The organism is Streptomyces sp. SCA2-17 (assembly GCF_044336695.1).
This window is the reverse complement of the sequence record NZ_CP117521.1, coordinates 1158043-1173332: the sequence shown is the minus strand read 5'-3', so window position 1 is coordinate 1173332 and position 15290 is coordinate 1158043. Positions and strand designations below refer to the sequence as shown.

The window sequence follows — 15290 nt, the reverse complement described above, 5'->3', positions numbered from 1 at the left end:
GGGTCAGTCTTGCGGAGAGAAGAGGGCCAGCGCGGCGTTGACCAGGCCGATGTGGCTGAACGCCTGGGGGTAGTTGCCCAGGTGGCGCAGGGCGTCCGGGTCGTACTCCTCGGCCAGGAGGCCGACGTCGTTGCGGAGGGAGAGGAGCCGCTCGAAGAGGTGGCGGGCCTCCTCGGTGCGGCCGGTCCGGTGCAGGGCCTCGGCCAGCCAGAAGGAGCAGGCCAGGAAGGCGCCTTCGTTGCCGGGGATGCCGTCCATGGGCTTGTGGTCGCTGGTGTAGCGGCGCAGGAGCCCGCCGTGGGACAGCTCGTGGCGGACGGCGTCGACGGTGCCGGTGACGCGGGGGTCGTCGGGCGGGAGGAAGCCGACGCGGGGGATGAGGAGCGTGGCGGCGTCGAGCTCGCGGGAGCCGTAGGACTGGGTGAAGGTGCCGCGCTCGGCGTCGTAGCCCTTTTCGCAGACCTCGCGGTGGACCTCGTCGCGCATGGCGCGCCAGCCGTCGAGGTCGCCGGGCAGGCCGGGGTCGGCCTCCAGGGCGCGGACGGCGCGGTCGGCGGCGACCCAGGCCATGACCTTGGAGTGGACGAAGTGACGGCGGGGGCTGCGGACCTCCCAGATGCCTTCGTCGGGCTCGCGCCAGTGGTCCTTGATGTACTCCATGAGGGAGCGCTGGAGCTTCCACTCGTGGGGCTTGGCGGGCAGGCCCCAGTGGCGGCAGAGGTGGAGGGAGTCCATGACCTCGCCGTAGACGTCGAGCTGGAGCTGGTTGACGGCGCCGTTGCCGGTGCGGACGGGGGCGGAGCGCTCGTAGCCGGCGAGCCAGGGCAGCTCGGCCTCGGTCAGCCGGCGCTCGCCGGCGAGGCCGTACATGACCTGGAGGTCGGCGGGGTCGCCGGCGGCGGCGCGCAGGAGCCAGGCGCGCCAGGCGGCGGCCTCGTCGCTGTAGCCGGCGGAGAGGAGGGCGCCGAGGGTGAGGGTGGAGTCGCGGAGCCAGCAGTAGCGGTAGTCCCAGTTGCGGACGCCGCCGAGCTCTTCGGGGAGGGAGGTGGTGCAGGCGGCGGCGATGCCGCCGGTGGGGGCGTAGGTGAGGGCTTTGAGGGTGATGAGGGAGCGGATGACGGCTTCGCGGTGGGGGCCGTCGTAGGTGCAGCGGGCCGCCCACTCGCGCCAGTCCGCGAGGCTTTGCTGCAAGGCTTCGTGGGGGTCGACGAGGGCGGGGCGGGGCTGGTGGGAGGGGTGCCAGGTGAGGACGAAGGCGACCTTGTCGCCGGCGGAGACGGTGAACTCGGAGCGGGTGCTGAAGTCGCGGCCGTAGGTCTTGACGGGGGGCTCGCTGCGCAGCCAGGCGGAGTCGGGGCCGGCGACGGCGACGCGGTGGCCGTCGGTGCGCCGTATCCACGGGACGACGCTGCCGTAGTCGAAGCGCAGGCGGAGGACGCTGAGCATGCCGACGGTCCCGGAGACGCCCTCGACGATGCGGACGACGTCGGGGGCGCGGTCGCGCTGGGGCATGAAGTCGGTGACCTTGACGGTGCCGTCGGCCGTCTCCCAGACGGTTTCGAGGATGAGGGAGTCCGGGAGGTAGGAGCGGCGGGTGCAGGGGGTGCCGGGGTCGGTGCCCGCGGGGGCCAGGCGCCAGTGGCCGTTGTCCTCGTCGCCGAGGAGGGCGGTGAAGCAGGCGGCCGAGTCGAAGCGGGGCAGGCAGAGCCAGTCGACCGAGCCGTCACGGCCGACCAGGGCGGCGGTCTGGAGATCGCCGATGAGCGCGTAGTCCTCGATGCGTGCTACCACGCGGACCGTCTTCCCGCGCGGCGGGAGGGCTACTCGGGGGTTGCGGCTGTACGGGCTACGTCCGGTTGCGCGGCGGGCGCGGCAGGGGCGGTTCCGGCGGCGCGGTCGCGGCGCTCGCGGCGGACGAGGATGATCCAGCCGACGGGCACGAAGGCGGCGAAGAGCCACCACTGGACGGCGTAGGCCATGTGGGGGCCGATGCTGTCGTGGTCGGGGGCCGCCACCGGCTCGGGACCCTTGGCGCCGGGGTCGGGGTCGGTGAGCTCGATGTAGCCGCCGAGGACGGGGCGGTGCAGGGACTGCGCCTGGCGCTCGCTGTTGATGCGCATGACCTGACGGGGCGGCAGGCCGCGGGTGTCCTTGATGCCGCTGGAGTCGGTCTCGTCGGCGCGCAGCCGGCCGGTGACGGTGATCTTGCCGGAGGGCGGGGCGGGGACCTCGGGGAACTTCGTCAGGTCGCCGGTGGAGGGGATCCAGCCGCGGTTGACGAGGACGGCCCGCCCGTCGGCCAGGAGGAGGGGGGTGAGGACCATGTAGCCGGACTTGCCGTCGGCGTCGGTCCGCAGCCGGACGACGACCTCGTCCTTGGTGTCGAAGGTGCCGCTCGCGCTGACCCGGCGCCAGACGTCGTCGGAGACGTCCTTGCCGGGCGCGGACAGCTCGGTCACCGGCACGGGGTCGGCGGCGAGGCTGCGGGCGACGAAGTCGTTGCGCGCGACCCGGTGCTCGTGGCGGTGGAACTGCCAGAAGCCCAGTTTGATCATCACCGGGATGAGGACGAGCCCCACGAGGGTGAGGATCACCCACTGCCGGGACAACAGGAAGCGGTACACGCATTTGACGGTACCTGGCCCGGTTCGCCCCGGGTGCAGTGGGTGGCGCTGCCGGCGGCCTCAGCCCTTGGGAGCGGGCGTCACGTGCGACAGCAGCTGGACGAAGGCCGCCTCGTCGATCACCGGCGTGCCGAAGGAACGGGCCTTGGTGGTCTTGGTCGTGGGGGAGCCGGGGTCGTTGGTGACCAGCACGCTGGTGAGGCGGGACACGCTGGTCGCGACGTGCAGCCCCGCCTCGACGGCGCGGTCCTCCAGCAGCTCGCGGTCGATGGAGGTGTCGCCCGAGAACGCCACCCGCATGCCCTGAATGAGCTGTTCGCCCTCTTTGTACCGCCCGGGGTTGGGGTACGGGCAGGCCGGGCGCTTACGGCTCGGCCGCCAGGAGGAGGGCGAGCTGCTCCCGTATCCGTATCCGGAGCCGTGGGAACGCTGCTGTCCGATATGACCGCTTTGGCGGGGTGTTGCCGGTCCGTCGGACCATTCGGTCAGCGGCTGGCACGCGAGCAGCGGCAGCCGCAGGCCGGCCTCCGCCGCGAGGTGCAGGCTCGGCCGGAAGGCTTCGGCCAGCACGCGGGCGTCGTCGAGCGCGTGGTGGGCGCGCTGCTGCACGACGCCGTAGTGGGCGGCGAGCGACTCCAGCTTGTGGTTGGGCAGCGGAAGCTGGAGCTCCTTGGAGAGCGCGATGGTGCACAGCCGCTGGCGGACGGGCGCGGTCGCCCGGGCGCGGGCGTACTCGCGGGCGATCATCGACCAGTCGAAGGCGGCGTTGTGCGCGACGAGGACGCGGCCTTCGAGGCGCTTCGCGAACTCGTCCGCGATCTCGGGGAAGAGCGGCGCGGAGGAGAGCACGGCGGTCGTCAGACCGTGGATCCACACGGGGCCGGGGTCGCGCTCGGGGTTGACCAGCGTGTACCAGTGGTCTTCGACCCGGCCGCGGGCGTCCAGCTGGTAGACCGCCGCGGACACTATCCGGTCGTCCCGGGCGAGCCCGGTGGTCTCCACGTCGACGACCGCGTACCCCTCGGGGTACGCGGCCGGCCACGGAGTCGGAGCGGCGGCTGCGGTCTGGTCTTCGAGCATGGTCAGAAAGAATACGGGCCGGGACTGACACCGATCGTTCCGGGCGGTCACTCGAAGACGAGGCGCTCGGGTGGGAAGAGGTCCGCGCCGCGGATGGGGGTAGCCGTCCGGATGGTGATGGTGAGGTGTTCCAGAGGGGCCAGAGACGTCAGGTCGATCGGTCCCCCGTCGGCCGACTTGCAGGCGCTCAGGCTGAGTGCTGTGAGGTCTGGCATCTCGGCCAGGGGGGCGAGGCTGCTGCTTAGTACGCAGGCCGCCAGCCGCAGCTCCTGAAGTTGGCGGTGACAAACGAGCGTCTCTGGATCGAGTGCCGATTGGTCCAACACTTGCAGGGTCGTCAGGCTCGGAGGATTCGTCTGCCGAGCGAGCTCGGCTACCTGTGCCTCTCCAGCGATGGTCAGCCAGGAGAGTTCAGGCCACCGGTCGAGGCCGTCAAGAGCCGTCCCACGAGCGTCGCCGAGAAGAGAGAGGCCGGTGAGCTGGGGGCCGACGGGGATCTCTCCCGCCGTCCGGGCCAAGCGGCTATGGAGGTGGAGGAACCTCAAAGCGGTGTGCCCGGCGAGCGGCGCCAGGGACAGGACTCCCATCCCTTCGCCGAGGGTGAGAGCCTCCACCTCGGTTGCAGCGAGTGGAGCGAGGCCCTTGACCGCAGGGCATTCGATGAGTCCAAGGCTCTTCAACCGCGGGCAGTGGACGAGCGGCGTGAGGTCTGTCAGCTCGTAGTTGTTGACGAGGTACAGCGTCGTCAGGTGCGCGTTTCGGGTGATTTCCCTGGTGAGCCGGTGATTTCCCACGACGGTCACATGCCGGGCGTGCGGAATCTGCGGGAGGGCTTGAATCTGCTCTGCCGACTCCAGCCGTACGAAGATGCGCCTCACATTCGCCTTGGCAAGCACGGCGTCGACGAACTCCTGGGTGCCGAAAGCGTTCCAGCACCCCGCCAGCGCCACCTGAACCCGTGACCTCTCATCCCCCCGGAACCGCGAGATCACCGCCAACCCCCCATCCCCACCGATCAACCCCGCCGTCCGTACCGTCGCCCGCGCGCTCTCCTCGTCCAGCTCCTCCGGGCCCTGGAGCAGCTCCAATACAAGATCGCCCGCCTTGGCCAAGGCCTCCGCGTCCTCGTCGCTCCGCGGCGGCAGCAGCGCCCTCGTCCGCCGCTCGATTTCCCCCCGTACGTCCGGGTCCAGCTCCGCCGCCTGCTCCAGGCAAGCCGCCATCAGCAGCGTCAACCGGTGCCGATGCCGTTTCACCCGGTCCGCGCGCCGCATCAGTTGCCGCAGTACTCTCGCCCGCTCCTCCGGACGTGCGTGGCCGACGGCCATCCGGACCACGTCCTCCCACTGGTCGTCGTGCGCCTTGCTCACCAGCAGGCCGAAGTCCCGGGCCTCCACGGCCGCCCGCGCGCCCAGATAGTCCTGGAACGTCCGATGGACGAAATGCACCGAACCCGGAATCGGCTCCCGCAGCAGCCCGCTGCGGATCAGCAGGTGCCGGAAGACCCGCTCCGCATCCCCCTGCGCCCGCACCTGCGGCATCGCCGCCAGCCACTCCTCGATCATCTCGACCGCGTCCCCGCACGCCGCCTCCGTCTGGCCGTTGCGGATCAGCCAGTACGCGAGCCGCTGGAGCAGCAGCGTCTGCTCGTCGCGCGTCAGGTCGACGCCTTCCAGGGCCGCGCCGATGTCGCGCTCGGTGTCCCGCCGCACGAGCAGCATGTCGAGCGCCGCGTCGTACAGCTCCTTCCGCGCCCGTGGCAGGTGCATCCGCCGGTCGCGGTTCAGGGCGCACAGCAGGGCGCACATCAGCGGGTTCGTGGCGAGCCGCCCGAGCTCCCGCCGCGTGGCGACCGCCTGCTGCAAGGACTCCTCGAAGGCCTCCTCCGCGCCTGCCGCCCGGTGCCAGTGGGCGATGAACCTGCGGATGTCCTCGCGGTCCATCGGCTGGAGCGCGTACGCGGTGAAGCCCTGGCCGTCCAGCCAGTCCTCCGGGACCGCCGACGGTCTCGTCGTCACGACGTAGCGCGCCTTCGGAAACGCGGTCAGCAGCGACTGGAGCCACTCCCGCGTACGCCGCCGCTGGTCGGCCGGGACCTCGTCCACGCCGTCGATCAGCACCAGCGCCAGGCCGCTCGACAGCAGGCCCTCCGCCCAGCCCGCCGGCGCCAGGCCCGCCAAGGGGTTTCCCGTCGCGCTCAGGAACTCCCCCGGCCCCGGCAGCGCGCCGCCCCGCTGCGTGAGCGTCCGCAGCCGCAGCACGAACGGCACGCAGCAGTTCCACTCGAAGTACTCCGGGGCGAACGTCCGCCGCGCCGCGTTCGTCGCCAGCCACTGCACGAGCGTGCTCTTGCCCGAGCCCGCCGGACCCCGCAGCAGCATCCGCTCGCAGCTCGCCAGCGCCTGCTCCGCGGAGAGCGACGCCTGCGCGAGGTGTGGTGAGGCGTCGGCGGCCCAGCGAGTCTCTTCCCCACCCGTCACCTTGAGCGAGATGTACGCCGTGCTCAGCGCCCACTTCTGCTCCCCGCACCCCAGCGTCAGCCCGAACAGCTCCACCCGCCCGTACGTCTCCGCGATGTAGTCCCGGTAGCGCCTGTCGAACTCCGCGCCGCCCGGCACACCGTCCATACGGCCGAGCAGCTCCGCCAGCCTGCGCTGCGACTCACCTGAGCGCCGCACCAGCTCCACGTCCGCCCGCGCCGCGAACGCCGGCTGCGACGTCGCGTACTCCACGACGTGGAGGCACGCCGTCTCCAGCAGCTCCCGGAACGCCGCTTCCCCCGCCTCGCCGAGCCCCGCCCGCTCCACTGTCCCCGGGCACCGCGCGAGCAACTCCGTACGTAAACGCCCGGGGTCGAGGTCGGCCGCGAAGAGCACGCGCTGGTCGAGCGTGCCCGCCGCCGCGAACACCTCGCACACCGCATCGGCCGCCGCCCGCCACTCGCCCTCCGGCAGCCGCTCCCACGGGCCGCCCTTCCGGAGCGCCGCGAGGCGCCGCGTCAGGCGCGCCGTCTCCTCCTCCCCGAGCGACGGCGGGCGCAGGCCCGGCCCCACCAGGGCGCCCGCTTTGCCCGTAAGCCCCGCCCCGCGCCCCCTGGCCAGCAGCGACTTCGCGAGCGCTCCCGCCACCGCCCCCGCCACCCGCGCCAGCACCGCTTCCCCTGCGACCACCCCGCGCCCCCTCCGCGAACCTTCGGTAACACAATTCGATACCGATGAGTAACTACCCCTAGCGGCACGCCCGATGGCGCGCCTATCGTGCGTCCATGCCGCACCTTCCCGACGCCGTGCTGTGGTCCATACCCGCCTTCGTCCTGCTCACCGTCCTGGAGTTGGTGAGCTACCGGCTGCGCCCCGCCGAGGAGACGGGCGACGCGGGCTACGAGGCCAAGGACGCGGCGACCAGCATCGGAATGGGCGCCGGCAGCCTCGTCTTCGACGCGCTGTGGAAGATTCCGATCGTCGCCGCCTACACCGCCCTCTACGAGCTCACGCCGCTGCGCGTCCCCGTCCTGTGGTGGACGCTCCCCCTGATGCTGCTCGTGCAGGACTTCTTCTACTACTGGTCGCACCGCGGGCACCACGTCATCAGGATCCTGTGGGCCTGCCACGTGGTGCACCACTCCAGCCGGAAGTTCAACCTCACCACCGCGCTGCGCCAGCCCTGGACGACGCTGACCGTGTGGCCGTTCTACCTGCCGATGATCGCCGTGGGCGTGCACCCGGCCGCGGTGGCCTTCTGCTCGTCGGTGAACCTCGTCTACCAGTTCTGGGTGCACACCGAGCGGGTCCGGAAACTGCCCAGGCCCTTCGAGTACGTCCTGAACACGGCCTCCCACCACCGCGTCCACCACGCCTCCCAGGGCGGCTACCTGGACCGCAACTACGGCGGGATCCTGATCGTCTGGGACCGGATGTTCGGCTCCTTCGTGGCCGAGGGCGAGAAGCCGGTCTTCGGGCTGACCAAGAACATCGACACGTACAACCCGCTGCGCGTCGCCACCCACGAGTACGCCGCGATCGCCCGCGACCTGCGCGCCGCGCGGGACTGGCGGGAGCGGCTGGGGCGGGTGTTCCGTGGCCCGGGGTGGCAGCCGGCGCCCCGTCAGGGGGCCCCCGCCACCGCGGCCGAGGCCGTTCCCGCGCACGAGCACGCCGCGTGAGGGCCCGCCGCGCCCTCACCGCCCTCTTCGGCGCCGTCGCCCTCGCCCACCTCGGCGCCCTGCTGGCGGCGCCCTCCGTCGCGCTCTTCACCAAGCCCGCCCTGATGCCCCTGCTCGCGGCGTACGTCCTCGCGCGCGGCGGGCCCCGGCTGCTCGTCGTGGCGCTGCTGTTCGGGTGCGGCGGCGACGTCCTCCTCCAGGTGGGCGGAGACGTGCCGTTCCTGCTCGGCATGGGCTCGTTCGCCGCCGGGCACGTCTGCTACCTCGTGCTCTGCTCGCGGCACGGCAGCCCCGGCGGCGCCCGCACCCGCCGGCTCGCCGCCGGCTACGGGGCGGCCTGGCTCGTCACCGTCGCGCTGCTGTGGCCCGGCCTGGAGGCCGGGCTGCGCGTGCCCGTCGCGCTCTACAGCCTGCTGCTCGTCACGATGGCGCTGTGCGCGACCCGCACCGTGCCGCTCGCCGCGGCCGGCGGGGCGCTGTTCGTCGTGTCGGACACCCTGATCGCCACCGGCGTCGCCGGCTGGCCCCAGGCGCCCGCCGCCCAGTTCTGGGTCATGCTCACCTACATCGGCGCGCAGCTCCTGCTCGCCGAGGGGATCCTGCGCAGCGCGGCCCTGTCCGACGCGGAAGGGGCCGGGCGCGTGCCCGGCCCCTCTGCTCACCGGCGCGAACGTCAGCGCACCGCGTCCAGGGCGTCGACGATGCCGAAGCCGTAGAAGCCGTTGACGTTCTTCGTGCCGGTGCACACGGCGTCCACCTTGCCGTCGCCGTCACCGTCGTACGGGGCCGTCGGGCAGCCGGGGTTGTCGGCCTGCGCCTTGAGGAGCCACTGGATCTCCTGCGGGGACGACGTGGGGTGCGCGCTCTTCATCAGCGCCGCCACGCCCGCCACGTGCGGACCGGCCATCGAGGTGCCCTGCAGGAAGCCCCAGTCGCCGCCGGGCAGCGTGGAGAGGATCCGGCCGTCCTTCGCGGGCAGGTCCGGGACCTGGTACTTGTCGCCGCCGGGGGCCGCCACGTCGATCTGGCCCAGGCCGTAGTTGGAGTAGTACGACTTCTGGCCCTTCACGCCGGTCGCGGAGACGGTGACCACGCCGGGCAGCTGGGCGGGGACGTCGAGGCAGACGGACGGGTCGATCTTGCGGGTCTGTGCCGGCCGGCCCTTGTCGTTCGGGCTGGAGGAGTCGGTGATCTCCTTGGCGGCCAGGTCGAAGTTGGAGTTGCCGGCCGAGGCCACGTTGACCGTGCCCTTGTCCTGGGCGTACTTCGACGCGCGGGCCACCGACTCGGCTATCGCCTTCTGGTCGGGGTCGTCGGCGCAGTTGAACATCCACGGGTCGACGTAGTAGCTGTTGTTGGTCACCGCTATGTCGTGCTCGGCGGCGAAGACGAAGGCGCAGACCACGCTCTCCGCGTAGAAGAAGCTGTTCTTGTCGGAGACCTTGAGGGCCGAGACCTTGACGTTCGGGGCGACGCCCGCGACGCCCACGCCGTTGCGGGCCGCGGCTATCGTGCCGGCCACGTGCGTGCCGTGGTAGTCCTTGTCCGGGTTGTACGGGCGCCAGGCGCCGGGGCTGGTGTCGGCCTTGCCGCTGACGCAGCTCGCCGACTGGGCCCGGGAGAAGTTCGGGGCCAGGTCCGGGTGGGTGTCGTCCACACCCGTGTCGATGACGCCGACGGTCACCTTGCGGCTGCCCGGGTTGACCTTCGCGGCCTGGTCCGCCTTGATGGCGGGCAGGTCCCACTGGAGGCTTTCGAGGGGCTCGGCCCCGCCGGCGGACTCGCGGGCCGCCGCCGCGGCGTTGGCCTTGGGCAGCTTCACCTTCTCGGGCTTGCCGACGTCGGTGGTGGCGGCCGGGGTGATCGGCGCGGTGCGGGTGGCGCCCGCGGACTGCACCCCGGGGACCGCGCGCAGCGCCTTGGCGAAGTCGGGGTTCGCGGAGCGGGCGACGACGACGCCTATCCGCTCGTAGGCGGTCACGACGCTGCCGCCGGACGCGGCGACGGCCTTCTTCACCCGGGCGACGGTGGCGCGGTCGGCGGAGGTGTTCACCACGTACGACAGCAGGGGGCCGTCCGTGGCGGCCTGCTTCGCCTCGGGCGCGGCCTGCGGCGTGGCGGAGGCCACCCCGGGCAGGAGACCCAGCGAGGCGGTGAGGGCGAGACCGACGGGGACGGCGAGCAGTGCGTGCCGTCTGTGACGCAGGTGAGCCATGGGTTCTCCACATCATCCGAAGACCGCCGGGGCGCGGGCCGCGCGCGGGCGGGTACATGACGAGTGAAGCTAGCGCCGATCATGGCACCGGGCAATACATTCCGGAACAAACGCCCTGGCAGTCATCGTCAGGCAGCAAATGGCCCCGGGGCGGCGGGAATTCGGAAGAGGAGCATCCGGATCCGAGGGGTGGGATCGTACGGCTCGCGGCGGGGGTGGAGCAGCGGGTCCCGGGCCGGGGCACGGGGTCAGGGACCGGTGGTGGCCGGGGACAGGGACCGGGGCGGTGCGCTCAGGGGCCTTGCGCGCTCAGGGAGCCAGGTCGCTGTCGCGCAGCGCGTCGATGCTCAGCGGCGGCAGCGGCACCCGCGGCCCGTACCAGCGGCCCGCCCTCGGCGGGGGCACGGACCGGCCGGTCGGCACCGCCGCTATGGGCGCCGTCAACCTGACGATCCCGAACGGCCGACGACCGGGGGACGGCGGGGGAGGAGGAGGCGCATCGCTCACACCAGGGTCAACGAGTCCGCGGGCGGGCGGTGTCGCCCCTGCCGCCGGCCGCTCCCGAATTCCGGGCTTCCCCCCTGTCGCATACTGCGACCTGCCTCTACGATGCGTGATCCGGATCACAAGCCATCGGCTCGCGCCTCACTCCCCCCTTGTCAGGAGAGACCGTGGACACCGCACCAGCCACCACTCAAGAGCCGGACGAGCCCGACGGCCCGGACACCACCGCAGCCGCTGCGCCCGGCGCCGCGGCTGATCGTTTCAGCGAGGTGCAGTCGAGCACCGAGTTCGGCGAACTCCGCCGCACCCAGCGCACGTTCGCCTTCCCGCTCACCCTCGCCTTCGTCTCCTGGTACCTGCTGTACGTCCTGCTTTCCAACTACGCGGGCGACTTCATGGGCACCCAGGTCGCGGGCAACATCAACGTCGCCTTCGTGCTCGGCCTCGCCCAGTTCCTCACCACCTTCCTGATCGCCTGGTGGTACTCGCGCCACGCGGCGGCAAAGCTCGACCCGAAGGCCGAGGCCCTGCGGGCCCGCCTGGAAGCGGGGGAATGACCCGAATGACCAGCATGACCAGCGCCCTGCACACCGGTGTCCCCCTCGCGGCCGGCGCCGCGAGCGAGCACCGCACCCTGATCATCACGCTCTTCTCCGTCTTCGTCGCCGCCACCCTCGCCATCACCGTCTGGGCCGGCCGGCAGACCAAGGACGCCACCGACTTCTACGCCGGCGGCCGCTCCTTCACCGGCTTCCAGAACGGCCTCGCCATCTCCGGCGACTACATGTCCGCCGCGTCCTTCCTCGGCATCGCGGGCGCCATCGCCCTCTACGGCTACGACGGCTTCCTCTACTCCATCGGCTTCCTGGTCGCCTGGCTGGTGGCCCTGCTGCTCGTCGCCGAGCCGCTGCGCAACTCCGGCCGCTTCACCATGGCCGACGCCCTCGCGTACCGGCTCAAGCAGCGGCCCGTGCGCACCGCGGCCGGCACCTCCACCATCGTCGTCTCGATCTTCTACCTGCTCGCGCAGATGATCGGCGCGGGCGCCCTCGTGGCGCTGCTGCTCGGCGCCTCGGGCGAGGGCTCACGGCGCTGGATCATCGGCCTCGTCGGCCTGGTGATGGTCCTCTACGTGACCATCGGCGGCATGAAGGGCACCACCTGGGTGCAGATCGTCAAGGCGGTCCTGCTCATCCTCGGCACCCTGCTGATCACCGTCCTCGTGCTCAACAAGGTGGGCTGGAACGTCTCCACCCTCCTCGGGCGCGCCGCCGAGGAGAGCGGCAAGGGCAAGGCCTTCCTCGAACCGGGCCTCCAGTACGGCAAGGACGGCACCACCAAGCTCAACTTCATCTCGCTCGGCCTCGCCCTCGTCCTGGGCACCGCCGGCCTGCCGCACATCCTCATCCGCTTCTACACCGTGCCCACCGCCAAGGCCGCCCGCAAGTCCGTGAACTGGGCCATCGGCATCATCGGCGCCTTCTATCTCATGACCATCGCGCTGGGCTTCGGCGCCGCCGCCCTCGTCGGCTCCAAGTCCATCACCGCCTCCGACCCCTCCGGCAACACCGCGGCCCCGCTGCTCGCCCAGGAGGTCGGCGGCGGCGCCGGCTCGACCGGAGGCGCCGTCCTCCTCGCCGTGATCTCCGCGGTCGCCTTCGCGACGATCCTCGCCGTCGTCGCCGGCCTCACCCTGGCCTCCTCGGCCTCGTTCGCCCACGACCTGTGGGCCAACGTCATCCGCAAGGGGAAGACCAGCGAGAAGGAGGAGCTCCTCACGGCCAAGTGCGCCGCCGTCGTCATCGGCGCCGTCGCCATCGCCCTGAGCATCTTCGCCCACCGGCTCAACGCCGCCGCCGTCGTGGCCCTCGCCTTCGCGGTCGCCGCCTCCGCGAACCTCCCGACCATCCTCTACAGCCTCTTCTGGAAGCGCTTCACCACCCGGGGGGCCCTGTGGTCGATCTACGGCGGGCTGATCTCGTCCGTCGGCCTGGTGATCTTCTCCCCGGTGGTCTCCGGCAGTGAGAAGGCCCTCTTCCCCGGCATGAGCTTCGACTACTTCCCGCTCGGCAACCCCGGCCTGGTCTCCATCCCGCTCGGCTTCCTGCTGGGCTGGCTCGGCTCGATGCTGTCCGAGCCGGAGCCGGACGCCGACGCCAAGTACGCCGAACTCGAGGTCCGTTCCCTCACGGGACACGGGGCGCACTGACACACCTGCCGGACGGGCCGTAAGCCGGCCCGTCCGGCCGTCGCGTACGCTGCGAAGGTGAACGAACGTTCAACCTGAGGCCGCAGGAGGCGCAGCGTGCTCATCGATACCTACGGTCGCGTCGCCACCGACCTGCGCGTCTCCCTGACGGACCGCTGCAACCTGCGCTGTACCTACTGCATGCCCGAAGAGGGCCTCCAGTGGCTCGCCAAGCCCGACCTGCTCACCGACGACGAGATCGTCCGCCTCGTCCGCATCGCCGTGACCGCGCTCGGCATCACCGAGATCCGCTTCACCGGCGGCGAGCCCCTGCTGCGCCCCGGCCTCGTCTCCCTCGTCGAGCGCTGCGCCGCCCTCCGGCCGCGCCCCCGGATATCCCTCACCACCAACGGCATCGGCCTCGCGCGCACCGCCCCGGCCCTGGCGGCCGCCGGTCTCGACCGCGTCAACGTCTCCCTCGACACGCTGCGGCCCGACGTCTTCCAGCGGCTGACCCGCCGCAAGCGCCACCAGGACGTCCTCGACGGCCTCGCCGCGGCCCACGCCGCCGGCCTCACGCCCGTCAAGATCAACGCCGTGCTCATGCCCGGCCTCAACGACGACGAGGCCCCCGACTTGCTCGCCTGGGCCCTCGGCCACGGCTACGAACTGCGCTTCATCGAGCAGATGCCGCTCGACGCCCAGCACGGGTGGCGCCGCGACGGCATGATCACCGCGGTGGACATCCTCACGAGCCTGCGCACCCGCTTCGCCCTCACCCCCGAGGGCGCCGGCGAGCGCGGTGCCGCACCCGCCGAGCGCTGGCTCGTCGACGGCGGGCCCGGCCGGGTCGGCGTCATCGCCTCCGTCACCCGCCCCTTCTGCGGCGCCTGCGACCGCACCCGGCTCACCGCCGACGGGCAGGTCCGCAACTGCCTCTTCGCACGCGAGGAGACCGACCTGCGCGCGCTGCTGCGCTCCGGCGCCCCGGACGAGGAGCTCGCCGCGCGCTGGAAGCACGCCATGTGGGGCAAGAAGGCGGGCTCGGGCCTGGACGACCCGGCCTTCCTCCAGCCCCAGCGGCCGATGTCCGCCATCGGCGGCTGACCCGCCGCACCTGCCGCACCCGCCGCCCTGCGAGCTCGCCCGTGCCCTACGGGCGCGGCGACGCCTCCCACTCCTCCAGCGTCACCACGTCCTTCAGGAAGCCGCGCAGCCCGAGGAAGTTGGACAGGTGCTCGCGGTGCTCGTCGCACGCGAGCCACGTCTTGCGGCGGTCCGGCGTGTGCAGCTTGGGGTTGTTCCACGCCAGCACCCAGACGGCGGGGGCACGGCAGCCCTTGGCGGAACAGATCACGGCGGCGGAGTCATCGGCGGAAGTCATACCCCGGACTCTACGAACCGCGTGCAGACACGGCGACGCCGGGCAGCCACGGGGGGAGCCGCCCGGCGTCGGTCTGTCGCTCCGACGGGGGATGCGGAGCGCTTAGGAAGTATGTCACGGGGTGCCCGGCGTGCGGCACTGAAACCACATGATTGATCTGAGGTTTTCTTGAGCTTTGCGGCGCGCGGCACGGGCCGCCGCGCCCCCGCGGCGTATCAGCCGTGGTCACGCCCTTGATCGGCCCCGGAGCGACGGCCCGCTTCCGGGACGGATTCCGCCGGCTCCTCACCGGCACCCGGCATCAGCACCGGCCGTGTCGGGGCCGGGACGAAGGTGCCGGGCAGCGAAGGGGCGTTCTCCCGCCCCGCGTTGGCGATCACGACCGCCACGTACGGCAGCGCGGCACCCAGGATCAGCGTGCCGATCGCCACAAAGCGCTCGACGTTCCACAGCACCACGGTGAGCACCACCGACAGGGTGCGGATCGCCATCGAGATGACATAGCGGCGCTGGCGGCCGCGCACGTCCTCGGCCAGGCCCTGACGGGCACCGGTGATCCTGAAGACCGCCGCCCCGCCCTGCTTCCGCATCACGTTCCACCACCTGATCCGCCGCGCCCGCGCACCCGTGCCGGGACTCCTCCCACGTTACGCCGCGTGGCCGCCGGGTACGAGAGCGGGTCCCCCCGCGTCCCCGTTCCCACCTGCGGTTGCGTACGGCACGCCCGCACGGCGGCGGACGGACCGCTCCGGCGTGCGCCGTACCGGCGGCGGCCACAGAATGGCGGGGCACGGCACCTCGCGCCGCTGAGGAGGCGACATGAGCTGGTTGTGGGCCATCATCGTCGGACTTGTCCTGGGCCTGATCGCCAAGGCCATCCTGCCGGGCAAGCAGCAGGTCCCCCTGTGGCTGACGATCATCCTGGGCATGATCGGCAGCCTGCTCGGCAACTGGGCGGCCACGGCCCTCGGCATCAACGAGACCAAGGGCATCGACTGGGGCCGGCACCTGCTGCAACTGGCCGGAGCCGTCCTCGTCGTCGGCGTCGGCGACCGGCTGTGGGTCGCGGTCCGCGGCCGCAACAGGAGCGGCGGGAGACACGCGGCGTGAGGGGCGGGAGGGGTCACGCCCCG

General features: G+C 72.0%; 14 protein-coding genes. 6 read left to right on the top strand and 8 right to left on the bottom strand.

What is annotated here, in order from left to right; all coding sequences use genetic code 11:
• Positions 1-3: 3 nt before the first annotated feature.
• The 4 genes from PS271_RS05205 to PS271_RS05190 are packed head-to-tail and all read right to left on the bottom strand — an operon-like array spanning position 4 to position 6874.
• Positions 4-1791, bottom strand: coding sequence for a glycoside hydrolase family 15 protein (locus PS271_RS05205; RefSeq protein WP_398380479.1), 1788 nt, complete (start codon positions 1789-1791; stop codon positions 4-6).
• 29 nt (positions 1792-1820) lie between these two features.
• Positions 1821-2624, bottom strand: coding sequence for an SURF1 family cytochrome oxidase biogenesis protein (locus tag PS271_RS05200; RefSeq protein WP_398380478.1), 804 nt, complete (start codon positions 2622-2624; stop codon positions 1821-1823).
• 60 nt (positions 2625-2684) lie between these two features.
• Positions 2685-3704, bottom strand: a complete 1020-nt coding sequence (locus tag PS271_RS05195) for a DEDDh family exonuclease (protein WP_398380476.1) — start codon at positions 3702-3704, stop codon at positions 2685-2687.
• 47 nt (positions 3705-3751) lie between these two features.
• Entirely contained in the window at positions 3752-6874 is a 3123-nt protein-coding gene (locus tag PS271_RS05190; protein WP_398380474.1) for an NACHT domain-containing protein, read from the bottom strand.
• 95 nt (positions 6875-6969) lie between these two features.
• Between PS271_RS05190 and PS271_RS05185 the strand changes: the two genes are divergently transcribed.
• Together PS271_RS05185 and PS271_RS05180 are read left to right on the top strand one after the other, a co-directional pair.
• A complete protein-coding gene (locus tag PS271_RS05185) occupies positions 6970-7866 on the top strand; it encodes a sterol desaturase family protein (RefSeq protein ID WP_398380473.1) in 897 nt (298 codons plus the stop codon).
• Positions 7863-8582, top strand: coding sequence for a lysoplasmalogenase (locus tag PS271_RS05180; RefSeq protein WP_398380472.1), 720 nt, complete (start codon positions 7863-7865; stop codon positions 8580-8582). The genes PS271_RS05185 and PS271_RS05180 overlap by 4 nt, the downstream gene beginning before the upstream one ends.
• Here the strand turns inward: PS271_RS05180 and PS271_RS05175 are convergent.
• Together PS271_RS05175 and PS271_RS05170 are read right to left on the bottom strand one after the other, a co-directional pair.
• On the bottom strand, positions 8540-10081 hold the full coding sequence (locus PS271_RS05175) for a S8 family peptidase (protein ID WP_398380471.1): 1542 nt from the start codon (positions 10079-10081) through the stop codon (positions 8540-8542). The two genes, PS271_RS05180 and PS271_RS05175, sit on opposite strands and share 43 nt — an antisense overlap.
• 309 nt (positions 10082-10390) lie before the next feature.
• Positions 10391-10525: a hypothetical protein gene (locus PS271_RS05170; RefSeq protein WP_398380469.1), complete on the bottom strand. Its 135-nt coding sequence runs from the start codon at positions 10523-10525 to the stop codon at positions 10391-10393.
• Positions 10526-10752: 227 nt separating this feature from the next.
• Here PS271_RS05170 and PS271_RS05165 point away from each other — a divergent pair, with 227 nt between their 5' ends.
• The 3 genes from PS271_RS05165 to moaA all read left to right on the top strand — a co-directional run bounded on the left by PS271_RS05165 (position 10753) and on the right by moaA (position 13880).
• Positions 10753-11142 (top strand): DUF485 domain-containing protein, encoded by a 390-nt coding sequence (locus PS271_RS05165; protein ID WP_398380468.1) that lies wholly within the window; start codon positions 10753-10755, stop codon positions 11140-11142.
• 5 nt (positions 11143-11147) lie between these two features.
• Positions 11148-12794, top strand: coding sequence for a monocarboxylic acid transporter (locus PS271_RS05160; RefSeq protein ID WP_398380467.1), 1647 nt, complete (start codon positions 11148-11150; stop codon positions 12792-12794).
• A gap of 96 nt (positions 12795-12890) precedes the next feature.
• A complete protein-coding gene (gene moaA / locus PS271_RS05155) occupies positions 12891-13880 on the top strand; it encodes a GTP 3',8-cyclase MoaA (protein ID WP_398380465.1) in 990 nt (329 codons plus the stop codon).
• Between the two features lie 46 nt (positions 13881-13926).
• On the opposite strand, the gene PS271_RS05150 is transcribed toward moaA, so the two are convergent.
• Both PS271_RS05150 and PS271_RS05145 read right to left on the bottom strand, forming a co-directional pair.
• On the bottom strand, positions 13927-14157 hold the full coding sequence (locus tag PS271_RS05150) for a hypothetical protein (RefSeq protein WP_398380463.1): 231 nt from the start codon (positions 14155-14157) through the stop codon (positions 13927-13929).
• Positions 14158-14372: 215 nt separating this feature from the next.
• Positions 14373-14747 carry a DUF3099 domain-containing protein gene (locus PS271_RS05145; protein ID WP_398386683.1) on the bottom strand — a complete coding sequence of 125 codons (375 nt, stop codon included), beginning with the start codon at positions 14745-14747 and terminating at the stop codon, positions 14373-14375.
• Positions 14748-14976: 229 nt separating this feature from the next.
• On the opposite strand from PS271_RS05145, the gene PS271_RS05140 reads away from it, so the two are divergent.
• A complete protein-coding gene (locus PS271_RS05140) occupies positions 14977-15267 on the top strand; it encodes a GlsB/YeaQ/YmgE family stress response membrane protein (RefSeq protein WP_398380461.1) in 291 nt (96 codons plus the stop codon).
• Positions 15268-15290 lie beyond the last annotated feature (23 nt).